Origin of the sequence: Streptomyces sp. CC224B (assembly GCF_030010595.1) — a bacterium.
In the GTDB taxonomy this organism is placed as follows: Bacteria; Actinomycetota; Actinomycetes; order Streptomycetales; family Streptomycetaceae; genus Streptomyces; species Streptomyces longispororuber.
This window is the reverse complement of the sequence record NZ_JASCXL010000165.1, coordinates 1-17,159: the sequence shown is the minus strand read 5'-3', so window position 1 is coordinate 17,159 and position 17,159 is coordinate 1. Positions and strand designations below refer to the sequence as shown.

Below are 17,159 nucleotides of genomic sequence, written 5' to 3'. Positions count from 1 at the left end.
ACCTGTGGGCCCCCCGGGGCGGCTCCCGGGGCGCCCCATGACCTCCCCCCCCGGGGGGGGGCCCCCCCCCCGGGGGGGGGGGGGCGCCCGCGCCGTGTGCGTACCGGGTCGGCACAGGGTCAGTGGAAGAAGTGCCGCGTCCCCGTGAAGTACATCGTCACGCCGGCCTTCTTCGCCGCCTCGACCACCAGCTCGTCGCGGACCGAACCGCCGGGCTGCACCACGGCCTTCACCCCCGCGGCGGTCAGCACCTCAAGGCCGTCCGGGAACGGGAAGAAGGCGTCCGACGCGGCGTACGCGCCGCGGGCCCGCTCCGCGCCCGCGCGTTCCACGGCGAGCTTCGCGGAGTCGACGCGGTTGACCTGGCCCATGCCGACGCCGACGGAGGCCCCGTCCTTGGCGAGCAGGATCGCGTTGGACTTCACGGCCCGGCAGGCCCGCCAGGCGAAGGCCAGCTCGGCCAGCTCGCCCGGCGACAGCGCGTCGCCGGTGGCGAGGGTCCAGTTCGCGGGGTCGTCGCCGTCGGCCTGGAGCCGGTCGGTGACCTGGAGCAGCGCGCCGCCGTCGACGGGCTTGACCTCGACGGGCGCGGCGGGCGCCTGCGGGGCGCGCAGGACACGGATGTTCTTCTTCTTGGTCAGGGCCTCCAGCGCGCCGTCCTCGTAGTCGGGCGCGACGATGACCTCGGTGAAGATGTCGGCGACCTGCTCGGCCATCTCCCTGCTCACCGGCCGGTTCACGGCGATGACGCCGCCGAACGCCGACAGCGGGTCGCAGGCGTGCGCCTTGCGGTGCGCCTCGGCGACGGTGCCGCCGATGGCGATGCCGCACGGGTTGGCGTGCTTGATGATCGCCACACAGGGGTCATCGTGGTCGTACGCGGCACGGCGGGCGGCGTCCGTGTCGGTGTAGTTGTTGTACGACATCTCCTTGCCGTGGAGCTGCTCGGCCTCGGCGAGGCCACCGCGGCCGTCCGTGTACAGGGCGGCCTTCTGGTGCGGGTTCTCGCCGTAGCGGAGCTGGTTCTTCAGGTCGAAGGCGGCGCCGACGAAGGCCGGGAAGCGCTCGTCGGCGCCCGGCTCGGTCTCCTGGAACCAGTTCGCGACCGCGATGTCGTACGCCGCGGTGTGCTGGAACGCCTCGGCGGCGAGCGCGCGGCGCGCGGCGAGGCCGAAGCCGCCCGCGCGGACGGCGGTGAGCACGTCGGCGTACCGGGCCGGGCTGGTGACGACCGCCACCGACGGGTGGTTCTTGGCGGCCGCGCGCACCATCGACGGGCCGCCGATGTCGATCTGCTCGACGCAGTCGTCGGCGCTCGCGCCGGAGGCCACGGTCTCGCGGAACGGGTAGAGGTTCACCACGACCAGGCCGAACGGCTCGACGCCGAGATCCTGGAGCTGCGTGCGGTGCGCGTCCAGGCGCAGGTCGGCGAGGATGCCCGCGTGCACGCGCGGGTGCAGCGTCTTGACGCGGCCGTCCAGGCACTCGGGGAAGCCCGTCAGCTCCTCGACCTTGGTGACCGGCACGCCCGCGGCGGCGATCCGCCCGGCGGTGGACCCGGTCGACACCAGCTCCACGCCCGCCTCGTGCAGGCCGCGCGCGAGGTCCTCCAGGCCGGTCTTGTCGTACACGCTGATCAGCGCGCGGCGGACGGGCCGCCTGTCGTCTCCGGGGCCGGCTGCCACGGACGTCGTACCTTCGGCGGTCACGGGATAACTACCTTTCGTCCCTCGATGCTGTAGCCGTCGCGGGCGAGGCGGCCCACGACGTCGACGAGCAGGCTTCGCTCGATGTCCTTGATGCGCTCGTGCAGAGCGCTCTCGTCGTCCTCGTCCCTGACCTCCACCACGCCCTGCGCGATGATCGGGCCGGTGTCGACGCCGTCGTCGACGAAGTGGACGGTGCAGCCGGTGACCTTCGCGCCGTACGCGAGCGCGTCGCGGACGCCGTGGGCCCCGGGAAAACTGGGCAGCAGCGCGGGGTGCGTGTTCACGGTGCGGCCGCCGAACCGGGCCAGGAACTCCTTGCCCAGGATCTTCATGAACCCTGCGGAGACCACCAGGTCCGGCTCGTACGCCGCGGTGGCCTCGGCGAGGGCGCGGTCCCACGCCTCCCGGTTCGGGTAGTCCCTGACCCGGCACACGAACGTCGGCAGGCCCGCGCGCTCGGCCCGCTCCAGGCCCGCGATGCCGCCGCGGTCGGCGCCGACGGCCACGACCTCGGCGCCGTACGCCTCGGGTCCGTGCTCCACGACGGCGTCGAGCAGTGCCTGCAGATTCGTGCCTGATCCGGAGACCAGCACGACGAGGCGCTTGGCCTTGGCCACGACGGGGCCCTTTCTCGGGAGTGCTCTTTGTACGGTCGCTCTTTGTACCGTCGCTCGTCGCGCGGTCGCTCTTTGTATGGTCGTACGAAGGCTTCGCACTCCTCGATACGGGGAACTCTACGAAGCGGCCGACCGTCAGCAACGATACCGGCACACCCAGCGGCCCCTCACGGGACGGGGGCGCGGCCGGAAGGTAGCGTCTGTGGGGGCAGACGCCCGCACGCCGAGTCGCCAGGCTCCACCGTCGAGTTGCCCGGCCCGCCGAGCCGGGCCGCGGAGCTTCGCCCGAGGCTCCGCACACGGGCCCTACAACAAGGGGAAGACGCACACCTGATGCCGGACCGCAGCCTCCGCCTCACGCCATCCTTCGCGTCCGCGTACGGACTGACGCACGAAGGGCGCGTCGGCTCGACATCCGGTCCCGGCTCGGTGCCGTCCGCCGCCGTGCCCCGCGGCGGCCCGGTACTGCTGAGGGAGGGGCGGCCCGGACCGTCCTCCCCGGCTCCGGAGTCCTCTCCGGAGGGGGGCGGGGGCGGCCAGGGGTCCTCGCAGGACGACAACCCGTTCGCGCCGCCGCCCGAGGGGGCGCCGGAGCAGCCCTGGCGGCCGCGGCGGCCCGGGAACGGCTCGGGCTCCGACGAGCAGGGCGCCGAGGGCGGCCAGGGCGGTCAGGGCGAGTCCCCGTGGGGCAGCCAGTGGAGCGACCGGCAGCCGGGGCGCTCCCCCGGCGGCTTCGGCGAGCGGCCCCGCGGCCAGAACCCGGACGGCTCCGGCGGCTCGGGCGGCTCCGGCCAGGGCGGCCTGCGCTGGGACCCCACCGACCCGGCCCAGCGCCGCGCGCGCTACGCCCTGCTGTCCGGCATGTGGGCGTTCTTCTTCGCGCTCTTCGGCTGGCAGTACGTGGCCCTGCTGCTCGGCGCGCTCGGCGCGTACTGGGGCATCAGCGCGCTGCGCGCCAAGCCGCGGCGGCCCGACCCGTCGGCCCCCGCCGCGGCGCAGGCTCCCGCAGGCGGGTCGCGGCCCCAGACCACGGCGGCGATCAGCGGGCTCGTGACGGCGTCGCTCGCGCTCATCATGGTCCTGGCGACGTTCGGCGCGCAGGTCGTCTACCGGGACTACTACACGTGCCGCGACGACGCGCTCACCAACCAGTCGCGGGAGGCCTGCGAGGACCTGCTGCCGAAGCAGCTGCGACCGCTGCTCACGGACCGCGACTGAGCCCCGCCGCGGCGCCCGGACCGGGCTAGTCGGGCGTCGGTCTCGAAGGGTTCTCGCGGTTCCCCGGGCGGTTTCCCGAGCGGTTTCCCGGGCGGTTCTTCGAGCGGTTCGGGAGGAAGTCGAAGGGCTCGAACAGCGGGTCCAGGGAGCGCCGGGGCTTCGCCGCCGGGGCGGCCGGGGGCGCCAGGGCCTCCTGCGGGTCCGAGAACTCGAACGGTACGAGGTCCTCCAGAGCTCCCGTGGGCGCCAGAGGGTCCGGCTCGGAGGAGTCCAGGAGGTCGAACGGCTCGAAGGGGTCGAAGCGGTCGGAGCTGCCGGAGCTGCCTGAGCGGTCGGGAGGCTCAGGGTCTGTGTGCCCGTCGTGGGGCTGCTGCGGTCCGAGGAACTCCATGAGGCGGAGGTGCTCGGCGGCCTCCGCGGCCTGTGCGGCCTGTGCGGCCTCTGCGGTGAAGGTCCCCTCGGTGTCATCGGCCTGGGAGGTGTCCTCGGCGGTGGAGGTCTCTCCGGCTCGGGAGGCACCGGCGGTACGTAGGTCGTTCTCGGTGTTCTCGGTGGCCTCGGTGTTCTCGTTCGCCTCATTGGCCTCGGGCGTGTGTGCCGCGGCGGCCCCGGGGAACGCGTCCGGCCCGGCGGGCGCGGTGGTCGTACCGGCTCCTGTGACCTCGGTGGACGCCGTGAACGCACCGGCCCCGACAGTCTCGGCACCCCCGGCGGCCTCGAGGGCCTCGGCGAACGCGGCAAGCCCCTTGCGTGCTCCTGACCCGCCGGGCATCACCGCCCCCGCCAGTCCCGTCGACGACGCCAGTCCCGTCGACGACGTCGGCCCCGTCGACAGCATCGGCCCCGTCGACGGCATCGATCCCGTAGGCGCCGGTCCCCCGGACGACCTCCGGCCCGTCGGTCCCGGCGTCCGGGCGGCGTCCGGGGCAGCCTCCGGGGCGGGCTGTTCCGGGGCGCGGTGGCGGCGCGACCAGGGGCGTCGGGTACGGCTGTGCTCGGGGCGGGGCGGGCGCGTCCGCCTGCGCCAGGCCCGCGCCCACAGGGCCACCGGCACCCCCACCACGGCCGTCCACCCCGCCGCCGCCGCGCCCACCAGCCACCACACCGGCCCGAAGGCGCTCAGCACCCCCGCCCCCATCGGGCCTCCCGCCAGTACCGCGAGGACCGCGCACCCGGCGCCGCACCCCATCGCCCCGAGGAACGCCACCACCGCCGTCCGCCCCACCGGCCACGCGTCCTCCCGCCTGCCGCCCGGAGGCACCGCCATCTGCGCGGTGAACCACCCCACGGCCCACCCCGCCGCCACCGGCACCACCCCCGCCGCCCAGGTGAACGGCGACCCGGGCCCCTCCTCCGGCACCGCCGCGAGCAGCGGGAACACCGGCAGCAGCGGCGCGTCCCCGGCGCCCAGCGGCGCCACCACCGTCCCCTCGCCGAGCACGAAACCGGGCCCGAGCCCGTACGCCGCGCCCCACACCGCCGCGTTCGGCACCAGCGCGAGCGCCAGCAGGAGCACCCCGAACCGCCCCGACCACGCCTCGGTGACCTCCAGGAACGACTCCCGCACCACGCCCCCGTGCACCACCAGCGAGGCGCCCACCAGCAGGGCGCCGCCGCCCACGAGGACCACCGTCCCCGCGGCCGCCGCCCGGCCCGCGGCGAGCGTCCGGTCGCGGACGAAGAAGCGCCGCACCGGCCCCGGCACCGCGTCCAGCGTCCGCCGCACCGCCTCCGGCAGCAGCCCCGGCGGCCACCCGTGCGCCGTCCACACCGCCGCGCCCGCCGCCACCACCGCGAGCAGCGGCACGTGCCACGCCACGCTCGGCCACGACGGCCGCAGCGGGCCGCCCGCCGCGTACAGCGTCACCGCGAGGGCCACCAGGACGTAGCCCGCGACGACGCCCCACCACGCGGCCCGCACCCGCAGCACGCGCTCCTCGGCGTCCACCGCGTCCCGCGCCGCCCGGTACAGCAGCCAGCACGGCAGCACCACGAGCAGCAGCGGCGTCACCCCGACCGGCGCCGCCTCCCCGGACAGCGTCTCCGTACGGACCAGTTCGGTGCCGTGTGCGAGCAGCCACAGCGCCGCCGTGACGTGCAGCGCCCCGTCGAGACCGCTGTCCGGGTACGGCGAACCGACCCACAGCGCCAGGACGACGACCATGAACACCCCGAGCCCGAGGCCCGCCGCGATCGCCCCGCCGAGCATCCCGGTGGCGAACCCGGACGAGGACCGGTCGTGTGCCCGCCCGTCCGAGGCCGTGAGGTGCCGCGACTCCCCCGGCTGCCACGGGTCCGGGTCGACGACGGAGTACGGGTCCGCACCGGGGCCGGGGCCGCGACCGGTGGCGGCGCCGGAGCCGGGGTCCGAGGAGTCGGTGAGGTGCGTCACCCGGCCATGCTCCCAACGACACGCGCTTTCTTCGCGTAACAGGCGAATACCGGATGTGTCGCCCAATATACGTTTATGTTCTTTTTCCTACGGTGGGACGGCTAGCCATGACCCAGAGCCCGGCTTCCCCCAAGCCCTCGGCCCCGGTCGAGCCGGAGGGTCGCCCTTCGCTGCCGCCCCCCAAGGAACGCCGCAAGCTGCGCGAGGCCGTGTCGCTCACCCAGGCGCAGTTCGCCACCCTCGTGGGGGTCACCCGCGCCACCGTCCGCGCCTGGGAGGCCGGCCGCACCGAACCCCGCGGCCGCCGGCGCGCCGCCTACGCCAAGCTCCTGGAGTCCCTCGCGACCGGCGCCGCCGACCCGCCGCCCTCCCCCGGCCCCCCGCCCTTTTCCGGAACGCCGTCCTCCGGCAGCACCGAGGCAGCGGACCCCGCACACGGCCTGCCCGGCCCTGCCCCCGAGGCCGGGGCCGGAGCCGGGGCCGGTGTCGGTGCCGTTGCCGGTGCCGGGGCCGAGCAGCGGGCCCGGACGGCGCCGCCTCCGCGCACCCCGGAAGAGGCCTTCGACACCCTGTGCGTCGGCACGGCCCCGACCCTGCTCCGCCAGACCTACGCCCTGACCGGCCACCGCACCCTGGCCGCCGAGGCCGTCGACCGCGCCTTCCAGCTCGCCTGGCAGCGCTGGCCCGACGTCGCCACGGACGGCGACCCGCCCGGCTGGGTCCGCGCGGCCGCCTACGAGTACGCCCTCTCCCCCTGGCACCGGTTCCGCCCCGGCCTGCGGCTCACCGACACGCCGCCCACCGACGTCTCCGACCGCGCCGTCCTCGCCGCCCTGCGGAGCCTGTCCCCCGCCCAGCGCCGCACCCTGCTGCTCTACGACGGGCTCGGGCTCGACCTGCCGGAGACCGCCGCCGAGACGGAGGCCAGCACCCCGGCCACCGCGAACCGGCTGCTGCGCGCCCGCGCGTCGGTCACCGCCCGCCTGCCCGAGCTCACCGCCGAGGCCCTGCCCGCCCGGCTTGCCGCGCTCGGCAGCGCCGAACAGCTCGTCGTCCCGCGCCCGGCCCGCCTCCGCACGGCCGGCGAGCGCCGCGCCCGGCTGTGGACCCGCGCGGCCGTCGTGTTCACCACGCTCATCATCGGCGCCACCGCCCTCACGCTGCGCACGGCTCCCACCCACTACGAACCGCCCCAGTCCCCCGGCAGCGCCATCAGCGACGTCCCCCCGCTGCACGGCCCGGCCCCCCTCACCCCCGAGGACGAGGCCCTCCGCCACGAACTCACCACCCAGCCCCACACCGGCCCCCACCGCCTGCTCCCGGACACGCGGTGACCCGGGCGGCGCCAGAACGGCGGAAGGCGGGCCCGCACCCCCCGTGAGGGGTGCGGGCCCGCCTTCCGCCGCGGCCTTGCGTGGCGCGCCCTTGCGCGGCGGCCTTGCGGGGTGGCGGACGTCAGCCGGCGAGGATCGCCCGCGCCAGCTTCGCCGTCTCGGTCGGCGTCTTGCCGACCTTCACGCCGGCGGCCTCCAGGGCCTCCTTCTTCGCGGCGGCCGTACCGGAGGAGCCGGAGACGATGGCGCCCGCGTGGCCCATCGTCTTGCCCTCGGGCGCGGTGAAGCCCGCGACGTAGCCGACGACCGGCTTCGTCACGTTCTCCTTGATGTAGTCCGCCGCGCGCTCCTCCGCGTCGCCGCCGATCTCACCGATCATCACGATCAGGTCGGTGTCGGGGTCGGCCTCGAACGCGGCCAGGGCGTCGATGTGCGTCGTACCGATGACCGGGTCGCCACCGATGCCGACGGCCGACGAGAAGCCGATGTCCCGCAGCTCGTACATCATCTGGTACGTGAGCGTGCCCGACTTCGAGACCAGGCCGATGCGGCCCGGCTTGGTGATGTCGCCGGGGATGATGCCCGCGTTCGACTGGCCGGGCGTGATCAGGCCGGGGCAGTTCGGGCCGATGATCCGGGTCTTGCCGCCCTTCTCCACCGCGTACGCGTAGAACGCGGCGGAGTCGTGGACGGCGATGCCCTCGGTGATGACGACCGCGAGCGGGATCTCGGCGTCGATGGCCTCGACGACGGCGGCCTTGGCGAAGGCCGGCGGCACGAAGAGGACGGAGACGTTGGCGCCCGTCTTCTCCATCGCCTCGGCGACGGTGCCGAAGACCGGGATCTCGGTGCCGTCGATGTCGACCTTGGTGCCCGCCTTGCGCGGGTTCACGCCGCCGACGATGTTCGTGCCGTCACCGAGCATGAGCTTGGTGTGCTTCATGCCCGTGGCACCGGTCATGCCCTGGACGATGACCTTGGAGTCCTTGTTGAGGAAGATAGCCATGGTGGTCTGTGTCCCTCGATCCCTTACTTCGCAGCCGCGGCGAGCTCGGCGGCCTTGTCGGCCGCGCCGTCCATGGTGTCCACGCGCTGGACCAGCGGGTGGTTGGCGTCGCTCAGGATCTTGCGACCCAGCTCCGCGTTGTTGCCGTCGAGGCGCACGACCAGCGGCTTGGTGACCTCTTCGCCCTTGGACTTCAGGAGCTCCAGGGCCTGGACGATGCCGTTGGCGACCTCGTCGCAGGCGGTGATGCCGCCGAAGACGTTGACGAAGACGGACTTGACGTCCGGGTCGCCCAGGATGATCTCCAGGCCGTTCGCCATCACCTCGGCGGACGCGCCGCCGCCGATGTCGAGGAAGTTGGCGGGCTTCACGCCGCCGTGGCCCTCACCGGCGTACGCGACGACGTCCAGGGTCGACATGACCAGGCCGGCGCCGTTGCCGATGATGCCGACCTCGCCGTCCAGCTTGACGTAGTTGAGGCCCTTGGCCTTGGCCGCGGCCTCGAGCGGGTTGGCCGCGTCCTTGTCCTCCAGCGCCTCGTGCTCCGGCTGGCGGAAGTCGGCGTTGGCGTCCAGGGAAACCTTGCCGTCCAGCGCGATGACGTCACCGGAGGCGACCTTCGCCAGCGGGTTGACCTCGACCAGGAGGGCGTCCTCCTTGACGAAGGTCTCCCACAGCGTCACCAGGACGGCGGCGACCTTGTCGGCGACCTCGGCCGGGAACTTCGCGGCCTTGACGATCTCCTGCGCCTTCTCGGGGGTCACACCCTTGTTGGCGTCGATCGGGGTCTTCGCCACGGCCTCCGGACGGTTGGCCGCCACCTCCTCGATGTCCACGCCGCCCTCGACGGAGGCGATGGAGAGGAAGGTGCGGTTGGTGCGGTCCAGGAGGAAGGAGACGTAGTACTCCTCCGCGATCTCCGGGGCCGTCTCGGCGATCATCACCTTGTGGACCGTGTGGCCCTTGATGTCCATGCCGAGGATGTCCGTCGCGCGGGCGACGGCCTCGTCCGGGGTCGCGGCCAGCTTCACGCCGCCGGCCTTGCCCCGGCCACCGACCTTCACCTGCGCCTTGACGACCGACTTGCCGCCCAGGCGCTCGGTGATCTCGCGCGCCGCCTCAGGCGTGTCGATGACTTCACCGGCCAGCACCGGTACACCGTGCTTGGCGAAGAGGTCCCTCGCCTGGTACTCGAACAGGTCCACGCGCGTCCGTCCCTTTTCAGTGATCTCGCGCCGCTCGCTAGTGCAGCGGCTTCAGTCTCTGCGTGCTCTGCGTGGGCGTGCCGCGAAGGGCAACGTGACTGCGCTGTCACAAGGGAGGCGTAGCCGAAGAGTCCGGTACGCGGCATGTCCGTCTCGCAGGTTATCGCCGCGGGACGTGCCTCCCTAAATCGCAGATCACATTTGCGCGGTGATGACGGTCACAGATCGTGCGCGGCGGGTACGCCGGAGGGGTACGGGACGCCTGTCCGCCGCCGGGGCGAGCGGGTTCCGCCCCCGGCCGGGCCCCGCCGGGGGCGGGGCCGACGGAGCCCGCGCGTTCGCTGTCGCGATCAGCCGCCGCGGGGGGGGGGGCGCCGCGGGCGGGTGCCGAGGGCGGGCGCCGCGAGCAGGCGCCGCCGGGCGGACGCCCCGTCACCGGGGGTGGCTCACGCCCTGTCGTCCGGTATGGGCAGCGGCCTGCGCTCGATGGCCGCGGCCATCACCTCCGGGAACAGGTCGGGGGTGCAGGCGAAGGCCGGGGCGCCGAGGGCGCCGAGCGCGGCTGCGTGCTCGTGGTCGTACGCGGGCGCCCCCTCGTCGGACAGCGCGAGCAGCGTCACGAACTGCACCCCGGACGCCTTCATCGCCGCGACCCGCTTCAGCATCTCGTCGCGGATGCCGCCCTCGTACAGGTCGGAGATCAGCACCACGACCGTGTCCGCGGGCCGGGCTATGTGCGCCTGGCAGTACGCCAGCGCCCGGTTGATGTCGGTGCCGCCACCGAGCTGCGTGCCGAAGAGCACCTCCACCGGGTCGTCGAGCTGGTCCGTCAGGTCGACCACGCTGGTGTCGAACACGACGAGCCGCGTGCTGATGGACCGCATGGACGCCAGCACCGCGCCGAACACCGACGCGTAGACCACCGACGCCGCCATCGAACCCGACTGGTCGATGCAGAGGATGACGTCCTTCTTCACCGCCTGCGAGGCCCGCCCGTACCCGATCAGCCGCTCGGGGACCACCGTCCCGTACTCGGGCAGGTAGTTCTTGAGGTTGGCCGCGATCGTGCGGTTCCAGTCGATGTCGTGGTGGCGCGGCCGGCTGACCCGGGCGCTGCGGTCGAGGGCGCCGGTGAGGGTGGCCCTGGTCCGCGTGGCGAGCCGCTTCTCCAGGTCCTCGACCACCTTCCGCACGACGGCCCGCGCGGTGTCCTTCGTCGTCTCCGGCATCGCCTTGTTCAGCGACAGGAGCGTGCCGACCAGGTGCACGTCCGCCTCCACCGCCTCCAGCATCTCCGGCTCCAGGAGCAGCGCCGACAGGCCGAGCCGGTCGATCGCGTCGCGCTGCATCACCTGCACCACGGACGAGGGGAAGTACGTCCGGATGTCCCCGAGCCAGCGGGCCACCGACGGCGCCGAGGCCCCGAGCCCCGCCGTCCGCCGCTGCCCCCTCTCCTGCCCGGCTCGGCCACCCCCGTACAGCGACGCCAGGGCCCCGTCCATCGCGGCGTCCCGCCCACCCAGCGCACACCCGGTCCCGTCCGCCCCGTCCCCACCCAGCACGAGCCGCCACCGCCGCAACCGCTCGTCCCCGGCGGCGCCCTCGGCATCCCCCGCGACGTCCTCGACTTCCCTCTCGACGCCCCTCATCAGGCCACCTCCAGCAGTCCGTCGACCGTGATCCCTACACCTGCGCGAGCGCTCGCTGCCGCGTCGCCGGCCGCCGCCAGGCCTCCACCGCCGCCCTTGCCGTCCCCGCGGCCGCCGCCCCAGCCGGTGTCGCCGTCGTCGTCGCTGCCGCCGGTGAGGCCCAGCAGCAGGCCCACCACCGGCAGCACGGCGTCGGCCCGCTCCCGGTCGAGGCCCCCGGCGAAACCGGACACCCCGGTGGCCGCCGACCGGGGCCCGCCCCGCCCGGGGCCCCGCCGTACCAGCTCGCCCACGGTGCGCCGCACCCCCGGCTCGTACGCGGAGAAGGTGCGGCGCAGCAGCGGCAGGACGTCCACGAACGCCTCGTCGGACACCCCGGTGAGCCACTGGTCGACGAGGCCGAGCAGCCGCTCGTCGTGCACGAGCAGCATCCCGCCCCCGGCGCCTGATGCCAGGAAGCCCTCGATCCACGCGGCGGCCTCCGCGGGCTCGCTGCCGCGCGACAGGACGAGGCTCATCAACCGCGCGGCCTCCCCCTCGGCCAGCGCCCCGTCATCCATCAGCAGCCGGGCGCACCGGCCGCGCACCACCCCCGCGATCCGCTCCCCACCGGCGAGCCCGCGCAGCACGCCGCGCCACCGCACGCGGAGGCCGCCGCCGTGAGCCGCGGTGGTGGCCCGGCCCGCAGTGGGGTGCCGGCCCTCGGGGCCGGGCTGATCCGGGGTGGCCGCCGTGGGCGGTCGGCCGGCGGCGCTGGTCCCAGGGGTGTCGTCCTCGGCCCCGCCCGCCGCTGCCGCGCCCGACGGGCCCGGCTCGGCCAGCTCGCCAAGGAGCCCCACGGCCCCGTGCACCGCGTCCACCCGCACCCGCATGCGCCCCGCCGCCTCCGCGTCCAGCCCCGCGCAGGCCGTCGGCAGCCCCACGAACACCCGCTCCGCCAGCCCGAGCGCGACCTCCCCCAGGGCCCCGGTGTCCGTCCCGCGCACGTCCCCGTACCGCAGGGACCGCACCAGCGCGGGCAGGGCCTCGGCCAGGTGCCCCACGTCCGCGTCGAGCGCCGCGCGGTCGGCGAGGACGCGCATGACCACGGGCAGCGCGACCGGCAGCTCGGCGAGCAGGCACCGCTCGGCGAGGGCCGTGACGTCGGCGAGGGTCTCCGCGCCCACGGCGTCCGCCTCCGCCTTGGCCGTGGCGGCGCCCGCCACGGTCGTGCCCCACACCCCCGCCTCGGCGACCCGCACCGAGAGCTCCGGCTCCCACCGCAGCCGCCAGGTCTCCCGGAACGTCCCGGTGCTCCCGCGCGACGCGGCCGGCTCGCCCCAGCCGACGCCGAGCAGCCGCAGCCGGTGCAGCAGGCGGCTGCGCGCCGCGTCGGTGTCCTTGCGCAGGTCGAGCTCGAGCTCCCGCTCCAGCGCCTCCGGCTTGAGCCGCAGCGTGCGCTGGAGACGGGTGAGGTCCCGCTGCAAGGGCACGGCCGGAGCCGACTCCGGCACCTCCCCGAGGACGTCGCCGACGACGAGCCTGTCGTGCACCAGCGCGAGCGGCACGTCCGAGCCCTCGCACATCACGGCCCGAACCGCGTCCATCGTCTCGGTGAGCCCGGCCAGCGGCCGCCCGCGCATCGCGGCGAGCGTGTCCGCCAGCCGCACCGCCTCGATCACGTGGGCGGACGACACGATGCGGTCCTCGTCCCTGAGCAGTCCGGCGACCTTGGTCAGCCACCGCTCCACGGGCCGGTCGGGCGCGTGGAACAGATGGCCGTACCAGCCGGGCGAGTCGATGCCCGCGCCGTACCCGCTCGTGCGGGCCAGGCGCCGGTGCGTCAAGGGCACCCAGGTCAGGTCGACCTTGACCTTGGGCAGCCCCTTGAGCAGCGCCCGGTCGGCCGCCACCGTCGCGCGCTGCCGCAGCGCGGGCACGTGCCACGCCCCGCACACCACCGCGACGCCGTCCGGGCCGCACTCCCGCACCGCCGCCCGCACGTGCAGCCGCATGTGCGCCTCCCGCAGGAGGTCCCGGTCGTGGCCGCCGTGGCCGTGCGCCTCGCGCAGCGCCTCCATGGCCTCGGCGAGCGCCTCGAACGGCGCGAACGGGTCGGCCCCCGCCCCCCGGTGCTCGACGACGTCCTCCCACCAGCGCTCGGGGTCGTCGTACCCCGCGGTGTCCGCGAGCACGGCCAGCGGATCGACGCGCACCGCCTCCTCCGCCGTACGCCCCCTCTCCGCAGGCTCCGGTTCCGCCTCCCCCGGCGCCGGTCCTTCCCCCGTACGCCCCGGCTCCCGTCCCCCCGGCTGCGGAGCCTCACCTTCCGGTCCCCGGTGCGCCAGTGTGTGCGCCGCCGGGAGGTCCATGAACCGCACCGGCACCCCGCGCCGCACGGCCCACCGCATCGCCACCCACTCCGGCGAGAACTCGGCGAACGGCCAGAACGCCGACCGCCCCGGCTCGTCCACCACGTGCGCGAGCAGCGCCACCGGCGGCCGCAGGTCCTCCTCGGCGGCGAACGCCACGAGCCCGTCGGCCTCCGGCGGGCCCTCGATCAGGAGCACACGGGGCGCCGCCGCGTCCAGGGCGGCCCGCACCGCGCGCGCCGAGCCCGGCCCGTGGTGCCGCACCCCGAGCAGCAACGGCCCGTCCGGGCCCGGCCGCTCCGTCCCCGTGGCGGTCGTCATGCGCTCACCTCGCGGCACGCGCGGTAGAAGTCCTTCCACCCGTCGCGCTCGCGCACGACCGCTTCCAGGTACTCCTGCCAGACGACACGGTCCGCCGCCGGGTCCCGCACGACCGCGCCCAGGATGCCCGCGGCCACGTCGGCCGGGCGCAGGACACCGTCCCCGAAGTGCGCCGCCAGGGCCAGGCCGTTGGTGACCACGGAGATCGCCTCGGCCGTCGACAGCGTGCCGCTGGGCGACTTGACCTTCGTACGGCCGTCCGTGGTGACGCCGTCGCGCAGCTCGCGGAAGACCGTGACGACGCGGCGGATCTCGTCGATGCCGTCGGGCGCGGTGGGCAGGTCGAGGGAGCGGCCGAGCTGGTCGACGCGGCGCGAGACGATGTCGACCTCGGCCTCGGCGCTCTCCGGCAGCGGCAGGACCACCGTGTTGAACCGGCGGCGCAGCGCGCTGGACAGGTCGTTGACCCCGCGGTCGCGGTCGTTGGCCGTGGCGATGAGGTTGAAGCCGCGGACGGCCTGCACCTCCTCGCCCAGCTCCGGTATGGGCAGGGTCTTCTCCGACAGGATCGTGATCAACGTGTCCTGTACGTCGGCCGGGATGCGGGTCAGCTCCTCGACGCGGGCCGTCATGCCCTCGGCCATGGCGCGCATCACCGGGCTGGGCACCAGCGCGTCGCGGCTCGGGCCGTGGGCGAGCAGTTGCGCGTAGTTCCACCCGTAGCGGATGGCTTCCTCTGGCGTGCCCGCCGTGCCCTGCACGAGGAGCGTCGAGTCGCCGCTGACCGCCGCCGCGAGGTGCTCGGACACCCAGGTCTTCGCCGTGCCGGGCACGCCGAGCAGGAGCAGCGCGCGGTCGGTGGCGAGCGTGGTGACGGCGACCTCGACGATGCGGCGCGGGCCCACGTACTTGGGCGTGATCACGGTGCCGTCCGGCAGCGTGCCGCCCAGCAGATACGTCGCCACGGCCCAGGGCGAGAGCAGCCAGCGGGCGGGGCGGGGCCGGTCGTCCTGCGCGGCGAGCGCGGCGAGTTCGGCGGCGAAGGCGTCCTCCGCGTGCGGCCGGAGCGCCTGTGCCGCGTCCCTGTCACCGTCCTCCGCGCTCGGCTCGGACGCGGTGCTCGTACCGGTCCGCTCCACGGAAACAGTCATGGTGATCCCCCTCCAGCTCGGGCATGCGCCGGCCACCCGGAGCGCGCATGCGTCGGCAACGACGCGGCGTCGCCGACGGCTCGGCCGCGATGTGTCCCACCGTGCACCACGCCACTGACAATCGGCCCGGACCTGCGAAGACGCGATGGCCGCGGCTGATTGTCAGTGGCGGGACCTACCGTCGACGACATGACTCAGCAGGGGGTGCGCTGGACGGCGGACCAGGTGCTGGCACTGGCACCTGACGCCCCGTCACGCAAGGCGGGAAGCAAGCTCGGCGTCGCCGGGCCGTGGTCGCAGACGGGCAGCTCGGGCGAGGGAGCCGTATGGGGACTGTGCAAGGGCAGCGGCAGCAAGCCGTACCGGACGGTGGTCGACGTGGCGGACGCGGCGGGCCCGGCGTACCGATGCAGTTGCCCGAGCCGTAAGTTCCCGTGCAAGCACGCGCTCGGCCTGCTGCTGCTCTGGGCGGGCCCCGACGATTCCGCGGGTACGGGCGGCTCCGCGGGCGCGGGCGGCGCGGCGGGCGGCGCGGCGGGCACGGACGCCGTGCCGGACACCGGGGAGCCGCCGGACTGGGCGCGCCAGTGGCTGGACGCGCGGCGCGAGAAGGCGGCGGAGGCGAAGCGCGGCCCGGCCGCCGCGTCGCGGCCGGCGGCCGACCCCGAGGCGGCGCGCAAGCGGGCGGAGCGCCGCGCCGAGCGGATCACGGCGGGCGCCACGGAGCTGGAGCGGCGCCTGTCCGACCTGCTGCGCGGCGGCACGGCGACGGCAGAGCAGGCGGGGTACGGCCTGTGGGAGGAGACGGCCGCGCGCATGGTCGACGCCCAGGCGCCGGGACTGGCCGCCCGCGTGCGCGAGTTGGGTGCCATACCGTCCTCCGGGCCCGGCTGGCCCGCCCGGCTCCTGGAGGAGTGCGCGCTGCTGCACCTGCTCACCTCGGGCTGGCTGCACCGCGACCGGCTCCCGGGCGCGCTGGCGGCCACGGTCCGCTCCCGCGTCGGCCTGCCCGCACCGGCTCAGGGCACGCCGCTCAGAGACCGGTGGCAGGTCCTCGCCCAGTACGACACGGCGGACAGCAAGCTCACCACACGGCGCATCTGGCTGTACGGCGAGGAGTCGGGGCGCACGGCCCTGCTGTTGTCGTACGGGGCGGCCGGCCGCGCCCCCGCGCTCTCGCTGCCGGTCGGCCTGGCCCTGGACGCCGAGCTGGTCCCGTACGCCGCCGACCCCGCGCCCCACGGCCTCCGTGCCGACCTGGGCGAGCAGTTCGCCGCCCCGGTCCCCACGACGGGCCACCCGCCCGGCCTGGGCCCGGCCCAGGCCACGGCCCGGTACGGGGAGGCGCTGCGCGACGACCCGTGGCTGGACGCCTGGCCCGTCACGCTCGAAGGGGTCGTACCGGTACCGGTGCGTGAGGACGGGGCGGGGCCGGACTCCGCGCCCGGGACCGGCCTCGACAGCAGCGACAGCACCACCCGCACCGCCGTCCCCCGGGGCCCCATCACCCGCTGGCAACTGGCCGAGGCGGACGGCGACCTGGCCCTGCCCATATCCCCGGCCGCCGCGTCCCGCTCCGGCCTCTGGCGCCTGGTCGCCCTGTCCGGGGGTGCCCCACTCACCGTGTTCGGCGAGTGCGGCCACCAAGGCTTCACGCCCTTGGCCGCCTGGACGGGCGACGCGTCGGAAACCGTGCGGCTGTGAGGAGAGAGGGACCGCAGATGACGACCACACCCACCACCGGCCACACCCGTGAGACAGCGACCGACAGCCCGGCGGCCCTGGCCTCACCAGCAGCCGAGCCCCCCTCGCCGGGCCGGCAGGGCGCGGACTCCCCGCACGCGCGCGCCGCCGCCCCCCTCACCCACGCGCCCTGGGAAGAGCTCGTCACGGCGGCGCTCCTGGGGACGGACCGGCGCAGGCCGCCCCTCTCCGTGCCCGGGAAGGACGCCCCGGCCGCCCTCCTGGACGCGGCCGCCGTACAGACGGTGCACCGGCGTGCGGGCCTGCGCCCGGCGCCTGCCGCCGCGCGCCCCGAGCCCGCGCCCGCGGACCCGCGGCCCGTCGTGCCGCGCGCGGCCCCGCGCCGGCGCGCCCCCCGGCGCGCCCCCCCCCCCCCCGCGGGCGGGGGGCGGGGCGGCGCGGGGGGGGTTGTGGTTCGCCCCCCCCCCCCCCCCCCCCCCCCCCCCGGGGCACGAACCGGCCG

Annotated in this window: 11 protein-coding genes and 1 pseudogene; 4 read left to right on the top strand and 8 right to left on the bottom strand. The window is 75.4% G+C overall.

The annotated features are described in order from the left end of the window. Positions 1-119 precede the first annotated feature (119 nt). Both purH and purN read right to left on the bottom strand, forming a co-directional pair. Positions 120-1,709 carry a bifunctional phosphoribosylaminoimidazolecarboxamide formyltransferase/IMP cyclohydrolase gene (gene purH / locus QK440_RS38365; RefSeq protein WP_282797903.1) on the bottom strand — a complete coding sequence of 530 codons (1,590 nt, stop codon included), beginning with the start codon at positions 1,707-1,709 and terminating at the stop codon, positions 120-122. Further along, a complete protein-coding gene (gene purN / locus QK440_RS38360; RefSeq protein WP_282797902.1) occupies positions 1,706-2,326 on the bottom strand; it encodes a phosphoribosylglycinamide formyltransferase in 621 nt (206 codons plus the stop codon). The genes purH and purN overlap by 4 nt, the downstream gene beginning before the upstream one ends. A gap of 333 nt (positions 2,327-2,659) precedes the next feature. Here purN and QK440_RS38355 point away from each other — a divergent pair, with 333 nt between their 5' ends. After that, positions 2,660-3,544 carry a hypothetical protein gene (locus QK440_RS38355; RefSeq protein ID WP_349239349.1) on the top strand — a complete coding sequence of 295 codons (885 nt, stop codon included), beginning with the start codon at positions 2,660-2,662 and terminating at the stop codon, positions 3,542-3,544. Positions 3,545-3,569: 25 nt separating this feature from the next. On the opposite strand, the gene QK440_RS38350 is transcribed toward QK440_RS38355, so the two are convergent. Beyond that, a complete protein-coding gene (locus QK440_RS38350; protein WP_282797900.1) occupies positions 3,570-5,936 on the bottom strand; it encodes a DUF6350 family protein in 2,367 nt (788 codons plus the stop codon). 107 nt (positions 5,937-6,043) lie between these two features. On the opposite strand from QK440_RS38350, the gene QK440_RS38345 reads away from it, so the two are divergent. Beyond that, entirely contained in the window at positions 6,044-7,270 is a 1,227-nt protein-coding gene (locus QK440_RS38345; protein ID WP_282797899.1) for a helix-turn-helix domain-containing protein, read from the top strand. A gap of 121 nt (positions 7,271-7,391) precedes the next feature. On the opposite strand, the gene sucD is transcribed toward QK440_RS38345, so the two are convergent. From sucD to QK440_RS38320, 5 genes are all read right to left on the bottom strand, one after another. Continuing rightward, positions 7,392-8,276: a succinate--CoA ligase subunit alpha gene (gene sucD / locus QK440_RS38340; RefSeq protein ID WP_282797898.1), complete on the bottom strand. Its 885-nt coding sequence runs from the start codon at positions 8,274-8,276 to the stop codon at positions 7,392-7,394. Between the two features lie 23 nt (positions 8,277-8,299). Beyond that, positions 8,300-9,481: an ADP-forming succinate--CoA ligase subunit beta gene (sucC, locus tag QK440_RS38335; RefSeq protein ID WP_282797897.1), complete on the bottom strand. Its 1,182-nt coding sequence runs from the start codon at positions 9,479-9,481 to the stop codon at positions 8,300-8,302. A gap of 446 nt (positions 9,482-9,927) precedes the next feature. Continuing rightward, the gene (locus QK440_RS38330) at positions 9,928-11,130 is read right to left on the bottom strand and encodes a VWA domain-containing protein (RefSeq protein WP_282797896.1); all 1,203 of its coding nucleotides are present in this window, start codon (positions 11,128-11,130) and stop codon (positions 9,928-9,930) included. Further along, entirely contained in the window at positions 11,130-13,802 is a 2,673-nt protein-coding gene (locus tag QK440_RS38325) for a DUF5682 family protein (RefSeq protein WP_282797895.1), read from the bottom strand. Before QK440_RS38325 ends, QK440_RS38330 begins: the two co-directional genes overlap by 1 nt. After that, the gene (locus tag QK440_RS38320) at positions 13,799-14,953 is read right to left on the bottom strand and encodes an AAA family ATPase (protein WP_282797894.1); all 1,155 of its coding nucleotides are present in this window, start codon (positions 14,951-14,953) and stop codon (positions 13,799-13,801) included. The genes QK440_RS38325 and QK440_RS38320 overlap by 4 nt, the downstream gene beginning before the upstream one ends. 189 nt (positions 14,954-15,142) lie before the next feature. Here QK440_RS38320 and QK440_RS38315 point away from each other — a divergent pair, with 189 nt between their 5' ends. Both QK440_RS38315 and QK440_RS38310 read left to right on the top strand, forming a co-directional pair. Next, positions 15,143-16,657, top strand: a complete 1,515-nt coding sequence (locus QK440_RS38315) for an SWIM zinc finger family protein (protein WP_282797893.1) — start codon at positions 15,143-15,145, stop codon at positions 16,655-16,657. A 197-nt stretch (positions 16,658-16,854) separates the two neighbouring features. Then, positions 16,855-17,043: pseudogene (locus QK440_RS38310) on the top strand (hypothetical protein); the annotation flags it as partial. Positions 17,044-17,159: the final 116 nt, after the last annotated feature.

Excerpts from the sequence above, each read along its gene's own strand:
- QK440_RS38355 (WP_349239349.1), top strand. The coding sequence starts at position 2,660 with ATGCCGGACCGCAGCCTCCGCCTCACGCCATCCTTCGCGTCCGCGTAC.
- QK440_RS38345 (WP_282797899.1), top strand. The coding sequence starts at position 6,044 with ATGACCCAGAGCCCGGCTTCCCCCAAGCCCTCGGCCCCGGTCGAGCCG.
- sucD (WP_282797898.1), bottom strand. The coding sequence starts at position 8,276 with ATGGCTATCTTCCTCAACAAGGACTCCAAGGTCATCGTCCAGGGCATG.
- QK440_RS38330 (WP_282797896.1), bottom strand. The coding sequence starts at position 11,130 with ATGAGGGGCGTCGAGAGGGAAGTCGAGGACGTCGCGGGGGATGCCGAG.
- QK440_RS38325 (WP_282797895.1), bottom strand. The coding sequence starts at position 13,802 with ATGACGACCGCCACGGGGACGGAGCGGCCGGGCCCGGACGGGCCGTTG.
- QK440_RS38320 (WP_282797894.1), bottom strand. The coding sequence starts at position 14,953 with ATGACTGTTTCCGTGGAGCGGACCGGTACGAGCACCGCGTCCGAGCCG.
- QK440_RS38315 (WP_282797893.1), top strand. The coding sequence starts at position 15,143 with ATGACTCAGCAGGGGGTGCGCTGGACGGCGGACCAGGTGCTGGCACTG.